Annotated in this window: 12 protein-coding genes; 4 read left to right on the top strand and 8 right to left on the bottom strand. The window is 41.0% G+C overall.

The window, feature by feature from the left end; translation table 11 throughout:
* Nucleotides 1-32: 32 nt before the first annotated feature.
* On the bottom strand, nucleotides 33-1,406 hold the full coding sequence (locus tag COR50_RS06555) for an aldehyde dehydrogenase (RefSeq protein WP_098193253.1): 1,374 nt from the start codon (nucleotides 1,404-1,406) through the stop codon (nucleotides 33-35).
* Between the two features lie 133 nt (nucleotides 1,407-1,539).
* Between COR50_RS06555 and gatB the strand changes: the two genes are divergently transcribed.
* The 3 genes from gatB (at nucleotide 1,540) to COR50_RS06540 (ending at nucleotide 4,957) form a co-directional block, all read left to right on the top strand.
* The gene (gene gatB, locus COR50_RS06550; RefSeq protein WP_098193252.1) at nucleotides 1,540-2,994 is read left to right on the top strand and encodes an Asp-tRNA(Asn)/Glu-tRNA(Gln) amidotransferase subunit GatB; all 1,455 of its coding nucleotides are present in this window, start codon (nucleotides 1,540-1,542) and stop codon (nucleotides 2,992-2,994) included.
* Nucleotides 2,995-3,152: 158 nt separating this feature from the next.
* A complete protein-coding gene (locus COR50_RS06545) occupies nucleotides 3,153-4,304 on the top strand; it encodes a redoxin domain-containing protein (RefSeq protein WP_198405791.1) in 1,152 nt (383 codons plus the stop codon).
* Between the two features lie 221 nt (nucleotides 4,305-4,525).
* Nucleotides 4,526-4,957 (top strand): helix-turn-helix domain-containing protein, encoded by a 432-nt coding sequence (locus tag COR50_RS06540; protein WP_157760654.1) that lies wholly within the window; start codon nucleotides 4,526-4,528, stop codon nucleotides 4,955-4,957.
* 1,766 nt (nucleotides 4,958-6,723) lie between these two features.
* Here the strand turns inward: COR50_RS06540 and COR50_RS06530 are convergent.
* The 6 genes from COR50_RS06530 to COR50_RS06505 form a co-directional block, all read right to left on the bottom strand.
* Nucleotides 6,724-8,172 carry a SusD/RagB family nutrient-binding outer membrane lipoprotein gene (locus COR50_RS06530; protein ID WP_098193249.1) on the bottom strand — a complete coding sequence of 483 codons (1,449 nt, stop codon included), beginning with the start codon at nucleotides 8,170-8,172 and terminating at the stop codon, nucleotides 6,724-6,726.
* Between the two features lie 19 nt (nucleotides 8,173-8,191).
* A complete protein-coding gene (locus tag COR50_RS06525) occupies nucleotides 8,192-11,437 on the bottom strand; it encodes a SusC/RagA family TonB-linked outer membrane protein (protein ID WP_098193248.1) in 3,246 nt (1,081 codons plus the stop codon).
* A 584-nt stretch (nucleotides 11,438-12,021) separates the two neighbouring features.
* Nucleotides 12,022-13,482: a SusD/RagB family nutrient-binding outer membrane lipoprotein gene (locus COR50_RS06520; RefSeq protein WP_098193247.1), complete on the bottom strand. Its 1,461-nt coding sequence runs from the start codon at nucleotides 13,480-13,482 to the stop codon at nucleotides 12,022-12,024.
* Between the two features lie 25 nt (nucleotides 13,483-13,507).
* Nucleotides 13,508-16,693, bottom strand: coding sequence for a SusC/RagA family TonB-linked outer membrane protein (locus COR50_RS06515; RefSeq protein ID WP_098196118.1), 3,186 nt, complete (start codon nucleotides 16,691-16,693; stop codon nucleotides 13,508-13,510).
* A 666-nt stretch (nucleotides 16,694-17,359) separates the two neighbouring features.
* A complete protein-coding gene (locus tag COR50_RS06510) occupies nucleotides 17,360-18,067 on the bottom strand; it encodes an IS1595 family transposase (protein ID WP_098193246.1) in 708 nt (235 codons plus the stop codon).
* A 274-nt stretch (nucleotides 18,068-18,341) separates the two neighbouring features.
* The gene (locus tag COR50_RS06505; protein WP_098193245.1) at nucleotides 18,342-20,750 is read right to left on the bottom strand and encodes an efflux RND transporter permease subunit; all 2,409 of its coding nucleotides are present in this window, start codon (nucleotides 20,748-20,750) and stop codon (nucleotides 18,342-18,344) included.
* A gap of 176 nt (nucleotides 20,751-20,926) precedes the next feature.
* On the opposite strand from COR50_RS06505, the gene recO reads away from it, so the two are divergent.
* Nucleotides 20,927-21,664 carry a DNA repair protein RecO gene (gene recO / locus COR50_RS06500; protein ID WP_098193244.1) on the top strand — a complete coding sequence of 246 codons (738 nt, stop codon included), beginning with the start codon at nucleotides 20,927-20,929 and terminating at the stop codon, nucleotides 21,662-21,664.
* Here the strand turns inward: recO and COR50_RS06495 are convergent.
* Nucleotides 21,653-22,450, bottom strand: a complete 798-nt coding sequence (locus tag COR50_RS06495; RefSeq protein ID WP_098193243.1) for a UDP-2,3-diacylglucosamine diphosphatase — start codon at nucleotides 22,448-22,450, stop codon at nucleotides 21,653-21,655. The genes recO and COR50_RS06495 overlap by 12 nt on opposite strands.
* Nucleotides 22,451-22,474 lie beyond the last annotated feature (24 nt).

Raw genomic sequence — 22,474 nt, 5'->3', positions numbered from 1 at the left:
CTGCAAAATCGCAGGGGCCTTTCTTTTATGGATCAGCTCATGAATATCTTCAACCAGGAAAGCTTTTCTTTATAAGGAGCATATTTCAACTTGACATCAAGCCAAGTACCCGTCTTCGTAATACTTTTATAATGTGAAAATGTTTCGAAAGAATATTTACCATGATATTTTCCCAGGCCACTATAACCGACACCGCCAAATGGCATATTGGTATTCACTAAATGTACCAGGGTATTATTGATACATCCACCACCGAATGAAAGTTGTTCTACAAAAAACCTTTCGAACGCGGTATTCTTAGTAAAAATATAACAAGATAACGGGAAAGGTCGCTGCCGGATAATACCCAATGCTTCTTCCTTGTCCTTAAATGATAGAACCGGCAAGATAGGTCCGAAAATCTCTTCTTGCATTACCGGCATATCCAGGTCAACCCGCGTTAATAACGTGGGTGCAATAAAAAGATCTTGCTTGTCGTGTTGCCCACCCCAAACGATTTTACCATCATTTAAATAAGTAATCAGCCGATCGAAATGTTTTTCATTTATTATCCTGGCATAATCGCCGCTTTCTTGAACGTTTTGTCCCAACAGGTCCGTTATGGCCTGTTGCATGGCGATGATCAATTTTGTTTTTATATTTTCTTGAACAAGCAAGTAATCCGGTGCAATGCATGTTTGGCCTGCATTCCATGTCTTACCCCATATAATCCTCTTAGCAGCAACGGCCAGATCAACTTTTTCATCGACGATACAGGGAGATTTTCCACCAAGCTCTAAGGTTGCAGGAATTAATTGCCGGGCAGCCATCTCGTAAATTTTCCTCCCAACAGGAATGCTACCAGTAAAGAAAACATGATCAAACCTGTGTTCCATTAAACGTGGAACCACTTCCGCCCCATCACCTTCCACGACGTTTATATAATCTGGGGCAAAGTTTTCTGAAAACATTCGGGCCAATAAGCTGCTGGTAGCGGGTACGAGTTCCGACGGCTTCAATACGGCACAGTTGCCCGCCGCCATGGCGCCGATTAAGGGGGTTATCAATAAATTCACCGGGTAATTCCAAGGGGCCACAATTAATACGACACCGAGTGGTTCCCGGATAACTTTTGCCTTGGAAGGGAAGACCGTCAACGGCGCGGTTGCGGGTATAGGCTCCATCCACCGGGAGAGTTGCCTCAAGGCGTGGTTAATTTCGTTGTACACGAAACCCAATTCGCTGCTGTAGGCTTCGAAGCCCGGTTTACGCATATCTTTATAAAGCGCATCTAATAAATCTTGTTCATGATCCTGCAACATGGATCTTAATTTCTTCAGTTGTTTCTTCCGAAAATCATAGCTGCGCGTGGCCCCGGAGAGGAAATAATCACGCTGCGCCTTAAAGATTGATGAATATTCAGTCATTTTAAATATTTTCTATACAAACCATAATTATTTGAATAATATTCAAATTTTATATTAATTTCATGAACAAACAATAATCAAAACGGACTTTTAAATACATTTGTAAAAATAAATATCCTACAAAAATCATTTTATGAGTGCAACGATCGAAGATAAGTATGAAGCAGTAATAGGTTTAGAAGTGCATGCACAGTTGCAAACCGCCAGCAAATTGTTCGTGGCCGATAGCGCTGCATTCGGCGGTGCGCCTAATACACATATCAGCCCTATTACCTTGGCTCATCCCGGAACTTTGCCTTTCATGAACAAGAAAGCGGTAGAATATGCCATCCGCTTGGGTCTCTCCTGCCACTGCGAGATAGAAAAAGAGAATTATTTTGCCCGTAAAAACTATTTCTATCCCGACCTGCCAAAAGGCTACCAGGTATCGCAACATACCGCCCCGATCTGCATCGGCGGATATGTTGATATACCCACCGCAGCAGGTACCGGAAAGGTACATTTAAATAGGATACACTTGGAAGAGGATGCCGGCAAATCCATACATGATCTTGATCCAGCTTATACCTATGTTGATTATAACCGCGCGGGCGTACCTTTGGTTGAAATCGTTACCGAACCATGCATCCACAACGCGGAAGATGCCTATTCCTATTTAACGGAATTACGCCGCCTAGTGAGGTATATCGAGGTCTGCGATGGCAATATGGAAGAAGGCAGCATGCGTTGCGATGCGAATATCTCAATCCGTCCAAAGGGTGAAACAAAGCTGGGAACCAAGGTAGAAGTAAAAAATATGAACTCCATCCGGAATGTGAAGAGAGCGATAGAAGCTGAGATTTCAAGGCAAATCCAACTTGTTGAATCCGGCGGACGTATTGAACAAGAAACCCGCAGTTTTGATGCCAGTACGGGCACATCCTTCCCGATGAGATCCAAGGAAGAAGCCAATGATTACCGTTATTTCCCGGAGCCGGACCTAGCGCCTTTCAACTTTACGGATGCCTTCATCGAAGAAATTAGGTTGCAGCTTCCTGCCCTGCCGAACGAGTTGGTCGAAAAATACACCACCAAGCTGGGATTACCAGGATATGATGCCCGCGTGATATGCGATGACAAAGGTACCGCCCTGTACTTCGAGTCACTAACAACCCTCACGCCCCATTACAAAGCCGCATCCAACTGGATGCTCGGCCCGATCAAGTCTTACCTGAATGACAAAAGTATCGATATGGACTCCTTCCCATTACCTGCGCAGGTAATGGCAGACTTAATTTTGCTCGTCCAGGAAGGAAAGCTTAGTTTTTCCGCGGCTTCATCAAAATTATTTCCCGCCTTGCTGGAAGCGCCTGCCAAATCGCCCTTGGAACTCGCGACGGAAATGAACTTACTGCAAAATACCGATTCGGGCTCCCTTGAAATAATCATCGATGAAGTTTTATCATTATTCCCAGGTAAAGTTGCCGCTTACAAAGCGGGAAAGAAAGGATTGATTGGCATGTTCGTAGGAGAAGTAATGAAGCGCTCCAAAGGAAATGCCGACCCAAAATTGACAAACCAGTTGCTAGCAAGCAAGTTGGGTCAATAAATAAAAAATTTCACGCTGCAAACGGGTTGCCGTAATATATAGTATGTTACGGCAGCCCGTTTGCCGTTTTATATTATCATAGAACTTTAACATCTTTTTCTAACGATAGTTAGTACTTTTGAATTCCTACGGTTGATACGTATATAAAAAAATTATAGATGAAAAAACTTGCATTCCTATTAGCAGTCGCGACAACTTTGATGGTAAGTTGTAAAAACGAGCCGGAAAAAGGCGCATTCAAAATCGATGTCCAGTTAGATCATGCACCGTTGAAAAAAGTGAGCTTGGAAGAATTAACTATTAATGAGCCTTTACTAGTAGACACGGCTAACATCACGGACGCCAGTGGTAAATTTGCCTTGGAGGGAATGGTAGCAGAGCAAGGCTTATACCGCATTAGTATAGACGAAGGCAAGTACATCCTCCTGGCACTAGATGCGGGCGATATGCAAATCAAAGGTGATTACAATGATTTGGAACATGTAAAAATTACCGGGTCGGATGCATCTGTAGAATTACAAAAGATGTTTTCCGAGTTGAGCGCAAAAAATACAGAACTAACCAACCAGATGATGGAGTTGGATAGCTTGAGCAAAGTACCCGGAAGTGATAGCTTATTGCAAACGAAACAAAAACAATTCGAGCAAAACTCCAAATCCTTAAACGGTTACTTTATGCAGGTAGCCAAGGACACCAAGTCGCCCGTAGTTGGCGCTTTGGCAATCAGCATGTTAAGACCGAACGGTAATGAAGAGTTGGGTAACATCAAGACAGCCGTTGCTGATCTTGTAAAGAAATTCCCTGGCAACACGATGGTCAAGGAGCTGCATGAACAAATTAATTCCATGGGAGAAACTGCGCAAGCAAATGCAGATGCTCCCGAGCTGTCCGACTTAATCGGTAAACCGGCGCCAGATTTTACCTTGCCGACTGTGAACGGCAAAAAAGTGTCGTTAAGTTCTTTTAAAGGTAAATATGTATTGGTAGATTTCTGGGCTAGCTGGTGCGGGCCATGCCGTAAAGAGAACCCCAACGTGGTGAATGCCTACAATCAATTTAAAAACAAGAACTTCACGATCTTGGGTGTATCCCTTGACAATAAAAAAGAGAACTGGGAAAAAGCAATCGCTGATGATCAATTGACCTGGACGCATGTAAGCGATCTGAAAGGTTGGGAAAGTGAAGCAGCAAGATTATATAATATCAACGCGATCCCGGCAAATTTATTAATTGACCCGGATGGCAAAGTGGTAGCGGCAGACTTAAGAGGCGCGGCATTAACGGATAAATTAAAAGAGTTGATCCATTAATTATATGCTTTAAGAAATATGGAGAAGGAAGGTAAGTATTTAACTTGCCTTCCTTTTTTTATGAATAATATAAAACTGCAAATGTTATGTTTCACTTGAGAATACCTATAATTTCAATTAAGTTCTCAACTCACACTTGAGATTTCTTTGTCCCATTTATGGAATGTTCTACTTTTAAATCCTGGTGATTTACTAAAACATTGATTGCACTAATGCTTTACATGAATAAGATGAGCATTGGTGAGAACATAAAGGAAATAAGAATTTTAAGGCATTACACGCAAAGTTACGTGGCAAAGCAATTAAAGATGAGTACAACAGCGTATGGAAATATCGAGCGTGATAAGGTAAAGGAGTTATCGATTTTTAAGCTAGTGCAAATTGCCGATGTTTTTGGAGTTTCAGTAGTTAACCTTATTGATTTTGACCATTACAAATATTCAATAGGAGCAAAACTAACAGGTAAAACCAAGCTGATAGCAGAACCGCCGAAGAAAGCAGATCAAACTCAAACCATTAAAGAGTATTTCGACAAGTTAACCACTACTATTGTTGAAACAGGGCAAGAGATAATTTACATGATCAAAACGCAGGAGCGCCAGATTACCAAAAAGCTGGTAGCTACATTGAGTTTAGAGTCGAAGAAAAAGTAGGCTTTTAACTCGCTGTGATTATAGTTGAGTAAATATATAATTCAATCACCATTAATAACAACAACTTTGCCCCGGTAAAATTGAATCTATTTTACCGGATGGGAATCCTATGCTTAATAAAGTATTAAATTGTATATAGTAATAATGTTTTGAAATATGATTATAAATAGATCAGATCATTAGAATACGCATAATTGAATCATGAGAATACGTTTAATTAAATCATGAGAATTCGCGTAATTGAATCATGAGAATTCGCTTAATTAAATCATGAGAATGCGCGTAATTGAATCATGAGAATACGTTTAATTAAATCATGACAATACGAGTAATTGAATCATGAGAATACGCTTAATTAAATCATTAGAATACGCGTAATTGAATCATGAGAATACGCTTAATTAAATCATTAGAATACGCGTAATTGAATCATGAGAATTCGCATAATTGAATCATGAGAATTCGCTTAATTAAATCATAAGAATTCGCATAATTGAATCATAAGAATACGTTTAATTAAATCATGAAAATTCGCGTAATTGAATCATGAGAATTCGCGCAATTGAATCATAAGAATGTGCTTAATTAAATCATGAGAATTCGCTTAATTGAATAGTGCAAATTTCTATACTGGCCATTATGCACCGATCTACATTCCTAGTAAATGGTGCATCTATGAGTTATGTTAATTTAAACCTTGTTAGAAGAAATTTTTTGATGCAAGAGAAATGTTTTAAACTGGATGAGTTTTTAAGAGTTACTTGGAAGGATTTTTTAGAATGGAAAGCAAATGATCGTAAAGCATCAAAGTCATTTATTTCATAATATAAATAATAAATCGACCAAAAAAAGTAAGGCATGAGAAAAACTAATTAAAAAAGCAAGGAACAGGTCCAATGTATAGGCCAAATACAGCGGTAATGTTTCTAGGGATGGGGATTTCTGCATACCCCATCCCACCCCAAATGCATTCCCCCAAAACCAAACATTAACCCGCAATCAATTTTTAATAAATCCCAGGACCGAATGCATTATAACTAAAACTGAAACCTGCCCTAGAATAAATAACTATTCATCAATTCATTCTAGTGCACCTATTGGCCAAAACAATTGTTGATCATTAAAACGGAAATGCATGCAATTGATCATCCTATCAATTTATTGATCCTTTTATTTCGGAAGGGTTTGGCGAAGCCATGCTTTTACCGGTAGTGAATAGGCAGGGCATAAAATTATTAAATGATTATTCTATTTATGAAATGATTATTCTATTGTAGAAATTATATAGTTATCCTTACCAAGAAATTTATTCGGCATGAATAATTCTTTCTTAATAGAATTGACGCTACAACTTGAATTGACCCGATTGCATAAGTTTAATGGGTTCATAAATACTCCAGGGCTTAACCCGGCTAATTAGCAAACTATTTAATCAAATGGCATTTATACTTATAAGCTTATTCGAGAGCCGAGAAAAAAGTGCAGTGCAGGTATTAGAATAAAGGAAAGATAATAATCATTTGAATTAACCTACGAAAAACGTATTCTATTTCTGAAACCGTTTCGTTTCTGCTTAATAAAAAAATACAGCCCACCTAGGTAGGCTGCATTTTTTTGCTTCAATAGATACCGGCTAGTTTTAGCCATTACATTATTTAACCTAACAATTGAAATAAGATTGAAAATAAGTTCCAAGCTCATTTCAGTATGAAATACTAGTATCGAAATAAACAGGTAAGGATTCTATTCACCTAAGCATATGCTCCTTAGTCTATATCCCACCATACTTTATCCGTCAATAATTTTGCACCGGGGAAATTACCATTCCTGGTAATCTCAACATTTGGATACAAGAAACGGGTAGGTTTTGTATCGCCGGGGAAAGCAGAATTTACGGAACGGATTAGGAAATCGGGATATCCTGTCCTCCTCCAATCGCACCATGCTTCAAAAGTTTCATTCCCACAGAATGCAAAATACTTTTGTGTTATGATGCGTTTAATTTGAGTTGCCATATCGCCGGGCCAAGCTACGTCGGGAGCATCTGCACTGCTTTGCGCCAGGTAAGTATCCGCGGCAGCCGTTGTTAAACCCTGCGTTGTAAAGCTAGCACGAACGCCTTCATTGTATAAAGACTGCGCATCACTTTCGGTCGAATACCCACGGGCACGCGCTTCAGATCTCAGGAAATAAGACTCGGCAACGGAGAGTAACCTAACGGGCGCAACAGGACCGATACAGTTCAATGATACACTGGAATATGTACCCGGTGTAGGTTGGGAATTATAATCCCCTTGCAGCAAGCCAACATATCCTCCTGCGGAAATTTGTGAGTAATATTTCGCGATACGGGGATCATTGTTAGCTTTCAACCGGTCAATAGCCGTAGCGCTTGAACGGATATTAATTACCTGCAATGCGACTGCTTCGGCATATATAGGACTACGAGCTCCCCCAACATTTTGAAATTCCATCTGTGCATCATCTTGAATAAAAGTTGGATTCGTTGCAAATAGCGCACTAATCTCAGACTTCGCCTTTGCCTCATCAACCCTGCAAATTCGCATCGCCGCCCTTAGCCACATTGTATTACCAAACCCGATCCAACTATCAACATCGCCGCCGTAAATTAAATCACCGGATTCAATCGGGTAGGCAGAGTTAGGATCCAACAGGCTTAAACCCTTCTTGATCCAGGTAAATACGCTGTCGTAAACTTGCTGCTGCGGATCGTATTTAGGATTTAAAACAGTGGCTCCTCTCAAGGCATCAGATAAAGGAATATCACCAAACGCATCGGTTAACAATTGAAAAGTGTACGCTTTTAGCAAGTAAGCCACACCGGAAAATTGGGCATTCTTCGCGGCACCGGCTCCATCTGTCAAGGTGGTAAGATCCGAAGCGGCGGTTGCATATAATAACGACCATTGCCTATCAAAATTTGCAGGTTCCATATTATAGCTATCGATGGCTTTATATTGGTTTGCATATGGATTCTGCGTCCAATATTGCATCCACATTCCACCGTTGATAGTATATTGTAAACCGTAAGCTTGCACGATGGCAGCTTGTGCGGAAGGCAGTACCAGGTCCAGGTTGGCCGTTTCGGTTGCATTTGGATTATCATTTACATCGAGAAACTTCGAACAACCCGGTAAGGCCAATACTGAAATAATAAAAGCTGCTGCCAGCCAAAAATGATATAAACGTTTCATATTTATCAGCTTTTAAGGGTTAGAATGTAATTTTTAAGTTCATACCAAAGTTTGCAAGCGATGGCTGGGCCGTAAAATCGAAGCCCTGCTCATTACCTGAACCACCGGAGTTAATTTCCGGATCGGCATACTTATTATTTCCAGCCCTATGAATCCATAAGTTATTACCAAACAGGCTAACGGATGCCGCGCCGATATTCGCTTTCGATAAAAGCGTTTTAGGTAAACTATACGTAAGATTAACTTCGCGCAACTTGATAAAAGAGGCATCGATCACATCTTGTCCATTTGGCCTGTTTTTTTGGTTGGCGTAATAATCGTAATTGTAAAATTTAGCCGTGGTATTCAAGTCGTACTTCCCAGGCGTGTTGGGATCTTCAATTACAGAATTAGGCCAGATACGCGCTTCCCGTCCGCCTTCAACTGTTTCTAACGAAGTACCGTTGAATGCTATGATACTCTTGGTGCGGGAATAAAATTCCGCCCCTTGCTTCGTATCAAACAAGAAACTGAAGGAGAAATTCTTGTAACTGAAATTAGATCCTAATGAGGCTTGGTAATCGGGATTATAAGATCCCAAGTAAACAGCGGTTGGCGTAAACCTCGGCAAGCCGGTCGTTCCATCTACCACTACCCTACCTTGATCATCCCTAAGTAAGTCCTGGGCATAAAAAGTACCGTATGGTTTTCCGACTGCCGCCACGATAGCCATACCGCTAAATCCACCGATCACGATCTGATCTACACCTTCCAACAAGGAAACAACCTTGTTCCTATTGCGGGTGTATGTACCGTAAATTTCCCATGTAAAGCCTGATTGGGTCTTAACCGGGGTACCACGCACCATCAATTCTACACCGCTGTTCTTTACTTCACCGGTATTGCTCACCCTAGAAGTGAAGCCCGTGGAAGGAGAGATAGGTATAGGAATAATCAAATCCTTTGACCTGTTTTGATAATAGGAGAAGTCGATATACAACCTGTTTTCAAAGAAACCTAACTCGGTACCTACTTCGAATGCGGAAGTTTTTTCAGGTTTCAGGTTCTCATTACCGATCCGGTCACCCAATGTTAAACCGGATGTGCCTTGGAATGGGAAGATGATACTCGCGAACCCACCGCTGACGGTAGTTTTATCATAATATGTTTTCAATAAATACGGATCAGGGTCATTACCTACCTCTGCGTAGCTGGCTCTTAACTTACCGTAATTCAGTATGTTACTAATTTTTGAATCTTTCATCAGCTCCGTAAAAATCCAAGATAGATTCACACTTGGATAGAAGAAGGAGTTATTCTTTTTCGGCAAGGTTGAAGACCAGTCATTACGGGCAGTAGCCCCTAAGTATAACATATCCTTATAATTCAAATTCAACTCTCCATATAAACCGATCAAACGCTTGATGGAATAAAAGTTAGTAGATTGCACGGGGCCATCACTATTATTAAGGTTATACCAGCCGGGAATCACCAACCCACCGGAATTGGTTTCAGAATTTAACTGGTTAAATTGACTTTGCCGGATATTATTACCAACTAACAAGGAAGCGCTAAAATCTGTGCTGAACCTTTTCTTGAAAGTAATCATCAAGTCGTTCAACACTTCTGAAACGTTAATCTCAGATTCGCCGTACTTACCTACGTAACCTTGCACATTATCTTCGGCGCTATAGTTACCCGTAGTAGAGTCCGCGGGCATACTGGAGAATTTAGGATATTTAAATTTCCTGCGATCCGAATAATAATCGACACCAGCCCTATTGGTAATATCTATCCATTCGGCAGGCGCCCAGGAAATGGTAAAATTACCGGTAATACGATCCACGTTATTTTGGTTCTTGTATTTGGCCAACAGGTAATACGGGTTTACGGTGTAAGCACCATAAAAGCCGTAGAGGCTATTACCATCACCATCAAATAAGGTTCCTTCCATCGTATTATACGGGTTCTTCAGGTTCTTACCGTTTAATGGAATATCTCTCGGTGTTTGTAATACGTTATCAAATACCGAGGCAACCCCCTGGCCCCCTTGTATCATATCGCTATTTATCTTGATATAATTCAGTGATACGGAAGTTTTGAAATTTTTGGCCAGTTCTGCACTCCCGTTAAAGCGCACGCTATAGCGGTTATATAAATCGGCGGATGTCGGCATTACCCCATCAGAATTCAATGAATTGAGGGACAAATAGTAAGCAGTTTTATCACTGCCCCCCGTTAATGAAAGATTATTTGTTAGTGCTTTACCGGTTACAAAGAAATCTTTCACGTTATCCGGTAAGGCGGAATAATTTTTCATTTGACGCACCCCGTTAATTTCCTGTCCCCATTCCTTCGGTTGACCATCAAAGGGGAAACCCCAGCTGAAATTTTCCTTGGGATCATCATAATTAAAGAAGGTACCATCGGGATTAATCTGGGTGCCACCCTGTCCATATTTGTTTTGCAAATCCGGTAATGACAATACTCTTGACAAGGTACCGGTAGTGCTAAAGGTGATATCCATATTTTTCCGTCCACCCTTACCAGATTTGGTGGTAATGATCAAGGCGCCGTTCGATGCCCTAGATCCGTACAGGGCGGCGGCAGCAGGACCTTTCAGGACTGTCATCGATTCGATATCATCCGGGTTGATATCATTACCCCTGTTACCGAAATCGATGGAAGAAAGCGAGCTGCTTCCGCCGATCACGCTGGAGTTATCAATCGGGATACCATCAATAACAATCAAGGCTTGGTTGCTACCGGTAATAGAAGAACCTCCCCTTAATACGATACGGGAAGAACTACCGGGAGCATTGGCGGTACCTGTAATGTTTACACCTGCAACTTTACCACTGAGAGAATTTAAGGCGCTTTGATTTTGGCCTTTCATGATTTCTTCGCTTTTGATTACTGGGGCCGAATATCCCAGGGAACTTTTATCGCGGCGGATAGCCTGAGCGGTAATGACGGTTTCATTCAAAGTTCTTATATCTTGTTCGAGCGACACATCCATAGTATTTCCGGAGATTGTTATTTCTTTCTCCTTCATACCGATAAATTTGACGATTAACACGTTTCTGCCTTCAGGTACATTAATAGAATAAGTACCGTCTACGCTCGTTACGGTTCCGAGATTAGTTCCTTTAACAATAATTGTTGCGCCAATAATTGGAGTACCATCCTCGGCAGAGGTTACTTTCCCCTTGATGGTTCGGGTTTGCGCAAACACCTGCCCGACAAAGAATATTGCCATGAGCAGGGCGAGTAGAACTCTTTTCATGTAGCATTTGATTTTGGTAAATAAATTTTTAAGATCCAGAGGAAACGGGAATAAATAAGCATGGTAATTGTTTCATCTTACATAGAATTGCTTTTAAAGTGGGTCATTTAATAGTATTTAATACCTTTTAAATCCAAATTGATCTTGATCGTTAACAAATTCGGCTGTTGAAGACTTCCCTACAAGATTTTTCAAGAAATAATCTCCCTGTTTTCAAATACCAAAAGCTTTATTATTGATGCTGGTTCAGCAAATAATAAAGTACTTGGCAAATGAATTTTAACCACTTGCTATAGCAGTTCAAATAGTTCCCGTTTCTTAAATTCTTTGTGCTATTAAGGTTACATCATCCAAATTTTAAAGCAAGGTTTATCTTCTAGTCAACTGTGGGTTATCCATTCTATAGTTTCCGTCTTTGGGTTTCCGTGAAATTCCAGGCAAATTAGCCGCTGTATAAATAACAAACGTAAGTTTAAAAAGTTGATCGAAATTAAAATTTCCTACTGAGAATCAACCGCATAAACAAAAAAATAGGGTGATGGAAGTACTCCATCACCCTAAACTTATCTTGATATGTAAAGAATCTAGTCTTTCACATCCCACCAAACTTTGTCACTGAGACTAACGCCTTTCGGTGTATTAGGATTCCTAACTAATTCATTATTAGGATATAAGAACCGTGTTGGAAACTTACCACCTAAACTTCCTACTTCAGACATTACGAAGAAATCGGGGAATCCCGTCCTGCGCCATTCTGTCCAAGCCTCGAAGCTTTGGTTCCCACACATCGCGAAGTATTTTTGCGTGATAATCGCTTTAACCTGCGCATTAATATCGGATGTGGGAAACTGTGCCACAGGTTCGTTTTGTAAATAGGCCTCAGCATCAGCGGAGCTCACTTCGTAAGCATCAAAACTTGCCTTGATACCTTTTTCAAATAAATCTTTGGCATCACCACTGCTCATTAATCCACGGGCAACTGCTTCCGCTTGCAAGAAATAGCTCTCGGAAGCAGACATTAATTTTACCGGTGCAGTTGCAGAGTTAATATCCTGTGCATCACCGGCTATAGCAGCCGTTGGGAATGATGGATCCTCCTCGGTTGTATTATAACTACCTTGCGGGATACCCATATAAACGGTATCCTTATTTAATTGGAAGAATTTACCAACCCTAGGATCATTATTTGCGTTCAGTTGATTTACTACCGTAGCACTACCCACTACATTCTGAGTTTTACCTAAACCCAGCATTTCTTCATAGAATGGATTACCGAAACCACCCGCAGCATAGTATTCTATCTTTGCATCTTGAGTTAAGAATGTTTTTCCTTCCAGTGATTGCAAAGCTGCTTCTACCATTTCCTGCGCTTCAGGTTGGTAAGACAAACGCATGCACGCCCTAAGTTTCAAGGTATTCGCGAAGGCCACCCATGCATTGATGTCGCCACCAAAGATTAAATCCTCTTTTTTAGGAGTAATAACCCCACCTTCCGCAAAAGAAGCTATCCCTTTATCGATTAAAGAAAAGATAGAATCGTAAATTGCTTTTTGAGATTCGTATTTAGGTGTAATATTCTCGGAACCTTGACCGGCTTCCGTATAAGGAATATCACCGAAGCCATCCGTCAATAACTGTAGATCATACGCTAGCATAATATTCGCCATGGCTCCGTATAATCTATAATCTGTATTCTCGGAAGACAGCTTTATAATATTCTTCAAATCGGTCATGGCACTGCTATACATCAATCCCCACTGCCTATCAAAAGAAGAGTTTACGGACATATACTGATCCAAGACTTTATATTGCGAAGAACCGGGATTCTGGGTAAAATATTGGGCCCAAAATGAACCGTATTGGTGCAAATTATTACCTACCACATGGGCAATAGTTGCTTCTGTTGTAGGCAGTATTAAGTTCGGATCTACCTTTTCCGGCAAGTTCCCGTTTTGGTTAACATCCAGGAACTTCGAACAACCAGTCATTGCCGTGGCACCAATCGCCATGGCAACTACTGTAGTTTTTATATTGATTTTTCTCATTTTCAAACATTTAACTTATCAAATACTAGAAAGAAACTTTCACGTTGAAACCGAAGTTGCGCAATGATGGTTGTGCCGTGAAGTCGAACCCTTGAGCATTTCCAGCACCCGTAGAGTTGATCTCCGGATCTGCGAACTCGTTGGATTTGGCCGTCCATAAGAATAAGTTATTGCCGAATAAACCCAGGGTAATATCACCGAAAGGTGTTCTATTCAACAGGTTTTTAGGCAACCTATATGACAAGCTAGCCTCGCGCAGCCTTACATAAGAAGCATCCACGATGCTTGTTCCCGGGGGCATATTGCTTGGATAATAAACTTCCGGATTAAATTTCCTGTCAGTATTTTCAACATATTTTCCATCTCCATCCAAGTACACAGAATTAGGCCAGATATGAGGATCACGTCCTCCGCGTACTGTTTCCGCGGATGTACCTACGAATGCCATAATATCCTTAGTACGGCTGAAGAATACGCCTCCTTGTTTGGTTTCAAAGAGCATATTAAAATTCCAACCTTTGTAATGGATATTAGTTCCGAGAGATGCTTGGTAATCGGGATTGTAAGAGCCTAAATAGCGTGGGCTATCAGTCCATTCAGGATATCCATCTTCATCTACAATTACACGTCCCTTGTCATCACGGGCAATGTCTACAGCGTAGAACGAACCATAAGGTTGACCTTCTGCTGCTACGATGGACATACCGTTGAATCCACCAACCACTAACTGGCCAGTCTTCACGCTGATTACATTACTAACATTCTTCGTAAATGTACCGTAGAATTCTACATTCAAACCGTAAGAAGTACGGATAGGTGTACCGCGTAATGATAATTCAACTCCCTTATTTTCAATTTTACCGGCATTCAACGTTGCTTGAACATACCCGGAAGAATACGCTAACGGTACCGGGATAATTTGATTCTTGGAAATGTTGTGATAATAACTAAAGTCAACCGTTAAATTGTTATTGAAGAAATTTAATTCGGTACCGATTTCATACGCGGTAGTAATTTCCGGCTCCAAGTTAGGATTCCCTACTTCATCATACACGGTAAAACCCGGTACGCCGTTGAAAGGAAATATTGTTGAACCAAAGCCGCCATTAATACTTGCTTTAGAATAATAGTTTGTTAATGAATACGGATCTGCATCATTACCTACCTGTGCAAAGTTCGCACGCAATTTACCATAGTTCAGGATATTGGAAATTCCTTTATCCTTCAATAACTCGGTAAATACCCATGAACCGCTTACGCTTGGATAAAAGAATGAATTGTTCTTCTTCGGTAATGTTGATGACCAGTCGTTACGCGCTGTCATATCCAAGTACAACATGTCCTTATAACCTAGGTTAATGGCTCCGTAAACCCCTACTAAACGACGTTTTTCGTCATAATTAGAAGTGGTCTGATTCCCGTTACTATTAGCAAGATTATAATAACCCGGAATAACCAAACCGCTGCTATTTGTTGCGGCGCTCAAGGAATGGTAAGCACGTTGACGGATGTTGTTACCTAGCATTACGGAAAGGCTCAAATCCTGCGTTAATTGTTTCTTACCGGTAATCATCAAATCATTGGTGATCTCGGAGAGGTTATATTCTACTTCGGAGTAAGAACCAACATTACTACGAATATTGTTTTGGTTATAATCAACCCCGCTTTGATCTACCGGTTTTACCGAGAATTTAGGCGCGATGTAGTTACGACGATCAGAATACACATCGGCACCTAACCTGTTCGTAACTTCCAACCAACTGTTGGCCTTGTAATGCAACGCGAAGTTACCCGCTACACGATCAACGTAGTTGTTGTTCTGGTAATTTTTCAGGATAAAATAAGGGCTTACTGTATAAGCACCGTAATACCCGTAAGTTCCTTTATCTAAATCATAACCATAATAAGGATTATTCAAATTACCCATCTTGTCCAAAGGAATGTCCCTCGGAGTTTGTAATACGTTGTTGTAAACGGATGAGGCACCTTGACCACCTGCAACCATGTTGCTGTTAATCTTAGTATAACTCACGTTGATAGAGCTAGTAAATTTGTTGCTCAATTCAGTAGTACCGTTAAACCTTACACTGTACTTGTTGTACTTGTCATAATCACCCGGCATTACCCCATCGGAGTTCAAAGCGTTTAAAGACAGGTAATAAGTCGACTTTTCACCGGCACCGGAGATTGACAAATTATTATTAGCAGACCTACCTAATTCAAAGAAATTCTTGATGTTATCAGGTTGCGCTACATAAGGCTTTTCTTGGCGAACGCCGTTGATCTCTTGACCCCAGCCCTGCATTTCGCCGTTGAATTTAGCACCCCAGCTCCAGTTTTCACGAAGATCCAACTGTCCGCCACCACCTTGACCGTACTCATTCTGAAGCTCAGGAAGTTTCAGGACATTGGAAAATGTTACCGCGGAGTTGAAAGTGATTTCATTTTTCTTGTTACCAGCACCTTTCTTACCTGATTTTGTAGTGATGATCACGGCGCCATTAGAAGCACGCGATCCATACAAAGCCGCGGCAGCAGGGCCTTTCAAGATTGTCATAGATTCGATATCATCTGGATTGATATCATTGGCACGGTTACCAAAGTCAGTTGACGCTAAGGAAGAACCACCTATTTGACTACTGTTGTCGATAGGTACCCCATCCACCACGATCAGCGCCTGGTTATTTCCAGCGATGGAAGAACCGCCACGTAATACGATACGGGAAGAACTACCGGGGGCATTAGCAGTACCGGTGATGTTTACACCGGCAACTTTACCGGAAAGACCATTCAAAGCGCTGGGCGCCTGGCCTCTTGTTAACTCATCACTTTTTACCGTGGGAGCAGAATAGCCCAGGGAGCGTTTTTCTCTCTTGATGGCATTTGCCGTGATGACAGTTTCTGTAAGTGTTTTTACATCGGCTTGCAATGTAACATTCACCGTAGAGCCGGAAATTTTCACTTCTTTGTCCGACATGCCGATAAATTTGAATATCAAGATATCCTTACCGTCCGGTACATTAAGCGAGTAAGTTCCGTCTACATTCGTAACTGTACCCAAATTGGTTCCTTTGATTATTACGGTTGCACCGATAATTGGCGAACCGTCTTCAACTGAAGTTACCGTACCGGTAATAGTACGGGATTGCGCCATCCCCTGCCCGGCCAGGGTGACCAGGAGCAGGAAAAGCACGACGAGCCTTTTCCTCATAAGCATGATTTAGTTGTTTAACGAAAATTTAACTCTCAAATATAATATCGTTAACAAATAGGAAAAATTTTTTTATAACTAAAAAATGTTGTAACGGACATTAGGAGAAGAAAACATGGAATAATCTATTAATATAATTCGTGAAATCCGCCAGGGTAAAGGACTTAAAGAGGGGAACAAATTAAGTTTAAAACACAAAAAACAAATTTATATTATAATGATAATTGAATATTTGTAAAAAATGCTATTCGTTTAGTCGTTATCGTTATAATAAAAAAAGCAGGCAATAGGAGTATTGCCCGCTTGTCATCAACCAAAATCTAAATCGAAAAACTTAACGTTTTCGTAATTCAGAAAATCTTTATATCATGATGAAATGCACCAGCATGCTAGTATACATACATATGCATTTAGATAAATATTTTTAAAATAATATTAGAAAAAATGCCAAGTGCTTGTTCCCTATCCGAAGTGAAAAAGTAAGGTTTCCGTTAAGCGATTCTTCCTTGGTTTTACAATTCTAACTTAACGAACATTCACTGACATTTGTTCAATCTTAGTCCTTTAATTTAATTGATATAACATATTTTAAGGAGATTTTAATCACCTAAATATTACATTATTCAATACTTTATTAAATATTAAATAATGATAAAAAATATATTATCATGATAAGTTTAAAGGGTAATTTTTTAGCAAGTCTAACAACACATTATACAAATCCCTGGTGCGATGGTTGTACCTAAACTCGCATTCTTTCAAGTGTAAGTATACCGTATTGCGGTTTAAACCCTTGAATTTTGCCAAGCGATGCTTCGTCAAAATCCAGAATCCGTCCACATCATCGATTATGTGTTGGTGGTGTGCTCCCACCAGGTGCTGCCCCGGGAGATGGTATAAACGGTATTGCCCTAAATCCACTACCCCGTTGTATTTACGTATTCTATCCGCGGTACCTACCGTCTCCAGTATGGATCTACCGCGAACCACGGCTTGTATCATGGAGCGACTGATATCGGGAATGATTTCCGTGAAAACCTGGCTATCAAGGTGATATATGCCAAAAATTACGGGGCGGTTGTTCCTTTCAACATTCAATCGCAAAGCATCGTCTTCTACATCACCATCGTGTTGTAAAACTGGTTGCTTGGCGTGAATAATCTTGGGAAGGGAGTGAACCGGAACAGGGGAAGTTTCTTCACAACTTTTAACTATTTGAGAACGGATCTTCTTCAAATAGCTGTTTACTGTGACGCGGCTTACCCCGCTTATGCTCGCAATTTGCGTAGCTGTGAGGTCTTCGGAGAATAGCTTTAATATCTCCTTAAACTTGCGCTCAGACAGGTGAGCGCCTTTTAAGAACTTATTCTTCATCGGCGGATGCTAAAAAGGTTATAAAATGGCATTATAAACTTCCTACTTTTCATCCGCTTTGGATGGCTAATTTATACGAGCGGTATGTTCTATATTATGAATGTAGGTTACTAGATTATTTTATAAATATATAATTCCTTGCTATACTAGTCCTATAGGGCTTTAAAGCTAAATTATAGTGTAATATTATTAACCTTATTTACAAAAAAAACACGGTGCAACATTTATTTATATTGCACCGTGTCCGGTTTCGTAACATATTTTCTTGTTAGGATTACTTTTCTTCTTCCAAGCCTAAATCGGCCATCTCGATATCCTCTTCTTCATCTAAAGCATTCCATAATTCTTTCTTCTTAGCCTTTCTCAATATTCCCTTTTCCATCCATAACAGCATGGCCGGCAATATGGTAAGGTTCGTGATCATTGCCATCACCAAGGTTAGGGAGGTTAACCATCCCAATGCTTTCGTTCCACCAAACTGTGAGAAACTAAAAATCATGAATCCGGCAAAAAGGATTAAGGATGTATAAATAATACTAAGGCCCGTTTCATGGATCGTTTGTTTAACGGTGGCAGAGATATCGTAATTATTTAAAGGCAGCTCTTGCTTGAAATTGACAAGGAAACGGATCGTCACGTCAATCGCGATTCCCAAGGCTATACTGAAAACCAGCACCGTCGAAGGCTTGATCGCAATTCCCATCCAGCCCATCACGCCTGCCGTCACGATTAGCGGGATTACGTTCGGAATCAGCGAAATAATCAGCATCTTGAAGGAGCGGAATAAATATAGCATACAGAAGATGATCAACACGAATGCCAACAATATACTTTCTGTCAAGCCGCTGATAATAAACCGGCTTCCTTCGAGGAAGATTACCGAGGTACCGGTGAAAGTTACATTATAATGGGCCGTATCGAATATTTCGTTGACTTTAGGTTGTAAGCTGTTTAAAATCGCGGGCAGCTTTTCAGAGCCCACATCGGCCATATTTACGCTCATCCTCGCTATTTGCCGCGTGCTATCCATGAAAGATGAAAGTAACTTCGAATAGGTAGAATTATCTTCATCACCCGTTCCGGATTTCATCCTAAGATACCTCGCCAGGAAGCTAATATCAAAAGAATTGGGAACGGCATAACTGGTACTATCCCCGTTATAAAATGCTTGCCGTGCAAACTTTATTCCTTCAGATATAGACAATGGCCGCGCGAATGCTGGTTGTGCCTCGATCAACTTCGACAGTTCATCCAACTTCGTAAGGGTTTGTAAACTGATTACGCCGTTTTTGCGTTTCGTGTCAACGGCGATCTCCAAGGGCATCACCCCTTTAAAATTATGCTCGAAGAATTTCAGGTCGGTATAAATCTTATCCGTCTTAGGGATATCATCAACCATGAATGCCTCTGTTTTCAAGCGGGCCATTCCCCATAATGCCAATACCACCATCAGGCTGGTAAATGCGTACACGAAAGGCCTGTATTTAAACACTAAGCCGGTTAGGAAATCTAATATACCGTTCACGGCACCACCTTCGAGATAACTGGTATTCGTATGCTTTGGCGCTTTTAAGAAACTTAGTACGGAAGGTAAAAGAATAAAAGAGATCAGGAAGATCATCATGATATTCAAGCCTGCAACCAAGCCAAATTCCTTCAAAATGGCGCTGTTCGTAAACCAAAACACCCCGAAACCGATTGCCGCCGTAATATTTGTAAACAGCGTTACGATACCCATTTTTTGTACCATGCGTACCAAGGCTTTCATCTTGTTGCCATGGCCAGCGTATTCAGAATGGTATTTATTAAGGAAATAAACGCAGTTAGGGATACCGATTACAACGATTAACGGAGGAATCAAACCGGTTAACAAGGTGATCTTGTAACCGAACAAATATATCGTGGCCAATGACCATACAACACCGATAGCCACGACGATCATACTGATTAGTACATCGGTTAAACTCCGGAAGAATAAGAATAATATCACGGCCGTTAGCAAGAAGGAGATACCCAGGAACAACTTTAATTCGTTGGCCACCTTAACCGCCATATTGGTACGTATAAGTGGTAAGCCACTCATATACACTTCCTGTTGTTGTTGCTTCCCAAAGTTATCCGCGAGTTCAGTAATTTGTTTGACCACGCCTTCCCTTTGTGCAGAGTTTAATACATCCTTGTTTATATGTATAGCCATCAGGTAAGCATTTCCTTCCTTGCTGTATAACAAACCCCGGTAAAACGGGAGGTTCAGAAAACTTGCAGATAGGCTATCTAATTCTTGTTGGCTTTTCGCCCCGGATTGAAATATGGGAACCGCGGAAAGTTGTCGCGTGCTATCATTCTTAATCAAGTTTATGGCAGCGGGGACGCTTAAAACGTTTTCGACTTCAGGGATAGCTTTAATGGCCCGGCTTAAGGCCACGTAATCATTAAAGTAAGATAAATCGAAGAAATGATCGGTTTGCACACCCAGCACCATCATGTTGCCATCTTCGCCAAATTGCTTTTTAAATTCTTGGTATATCTTGAATTTCGGGTTATCGCGGGGGATCGCGTTCACGTAATCATAGCTCATCTTAACCTTGCTCGCGAAATAGCCCATCGCTACCGTACTTACCAATAAACCAATTAATAAAGGTATACGGAATTTTAACACAAAACCTGCTAGGCGTTGCCACATATGGATCGATCAAATTTAGTAAATGGCCTAAAGGTAATTAAAGTATCGCAGAAATGGGAATCCCCGATCTGCTACAGGTAATGATCTGCGAATATTTAATGCGATTATAAGCCCGCATCCTCCTGCTTCTCGATTAACGTGATGAAATCACCGGGAAAATTCTGAAATTTGCCTAAATGTTGCACAAAACTCCGGGAATAGTTTTAAGAACCGTCAAATATGGTGAAGCTAGCGTGATCGTAAGCGTATTCACGGAGCTTTTCGGGCTACAATCTTATATAGTGAATGGCGCCAGGTCAGGAAAACCAAAGTCGGCAAAAGGAAACTTATTGCAGCCTGGCAATATATTGGACCTCGTCGTTTATCACCAGGAACAAAAGAATATCCAAAGAATCTCGGAGTTTAAGTTGGCCTATATTTATACCAACTTGCATGTAAATATCGTGAAGAATACGGTGGCGTTATATATGGTGGAATTATTGCAAAAGTCGTTGAAGCAGCCGGAATCTCAACCTTCATTGTATTATTTCGTTAGCAACAGCTTGCAGTTACTGGACCAAGCAAATGCTAATACCGCGGCCAATATACCTTTGTACTTCACATTGAAACTGGCTTCGCACCTGGGATTCGGGATCAACGGTCACTTCTCAAATTATTCTCCTTTCCTGGATATGCAAGAGGGTACTTTCACAGATTTACCCCCGCACCATAGTCACCACTTGGATGCCTTGCATAGCGAAATAACGGATCGATTTTTACGGGTGCAAACTACCGTGGAATTGGAAGGAATCTCTTTGAATAAAGACAGGCGGCGGATTTTATTGTACCGCTATCTCGACTTTTTCAAATTACATATGCCTGATTTCACGGAGTTACATTCCCCACCGATCCTCCATGAAATCCTAGATGCCTGATGGCGGCTGCACTGCTGCCAAGTGCGTGGGATAATATTCCAGTTGCATTGCTTTCCCATCAAATACACCGTAGGTAAAATAATTGAGCCAATCACCCAGGTTGATATAGCGGCTATTCTCCCCCACTTTCAAATCTAGCGGTAAATGCCGGTGCCCGAATATGAAGTAATCGTAATGTTCTTTCTGCAAGATTTCCTTGCTGTAAATTGCCAACCACTCATCCTCTTCACCCAGGAATTTTTCCAGTTCCATGCCGGTTGCCGCGCGGCTTTTACGGCTGAAATAATTGGCCAGGCCGATGCCCCAACTGGGGTGCAAGATCGAGAAAAGCCACCTGCAAACCGGGTTTCTGAAAACTTTCTTCAGCAATTTATACCCGTGATCACCTGGGCCTAGCCCATCGCCATGGCCGATATAAAATTTCTTCCCGGCAATTTCAAAAATTTGTGGTTCGTAGTAAACCGGGATGTTCATCTCTTCTTCAAAGTAGCCATCCATCCACATATCATGGTTACCGATAAAGACGGAAATGCCGATTCCTTTATCCGATAATTCAGCAAGTTTACCCAGCAAACGGACATATCCCTTGGGAATCACCTGCTTGTACTCAAACCAAAAATCAAACAGGTCCCCCACCAAGAAAATGTGGGCGGCATCCTTTTCAATTTCGTTGAGCCATTGTAATAATACCCGCTCCCGTTCCCTGCTCTTCGCCGGGTTCGGTGCACCGAGGTGAAAGTCTGATGCGAAATATATCTTTTTATCTGCTGGCAATTCTATTTGCATGATCGCAAAGATAGTAAGTTGTCC

The sequence above is a fragment of the Chitinophaga caeni genome, assembly GCF_002557795.1.
GTDB classification, from domain to species: domain Bacteria; phylum Bacteroidota; class Bacteroidia; order Chitinophagales; family Chitinophagaceae; genus Chitinophaga; species Chitinophaga caeni.
Note: the sequence above shows the minus strand (reverse complement) of the source record. Positions and strands in the feature narration are given on the sequence as shown.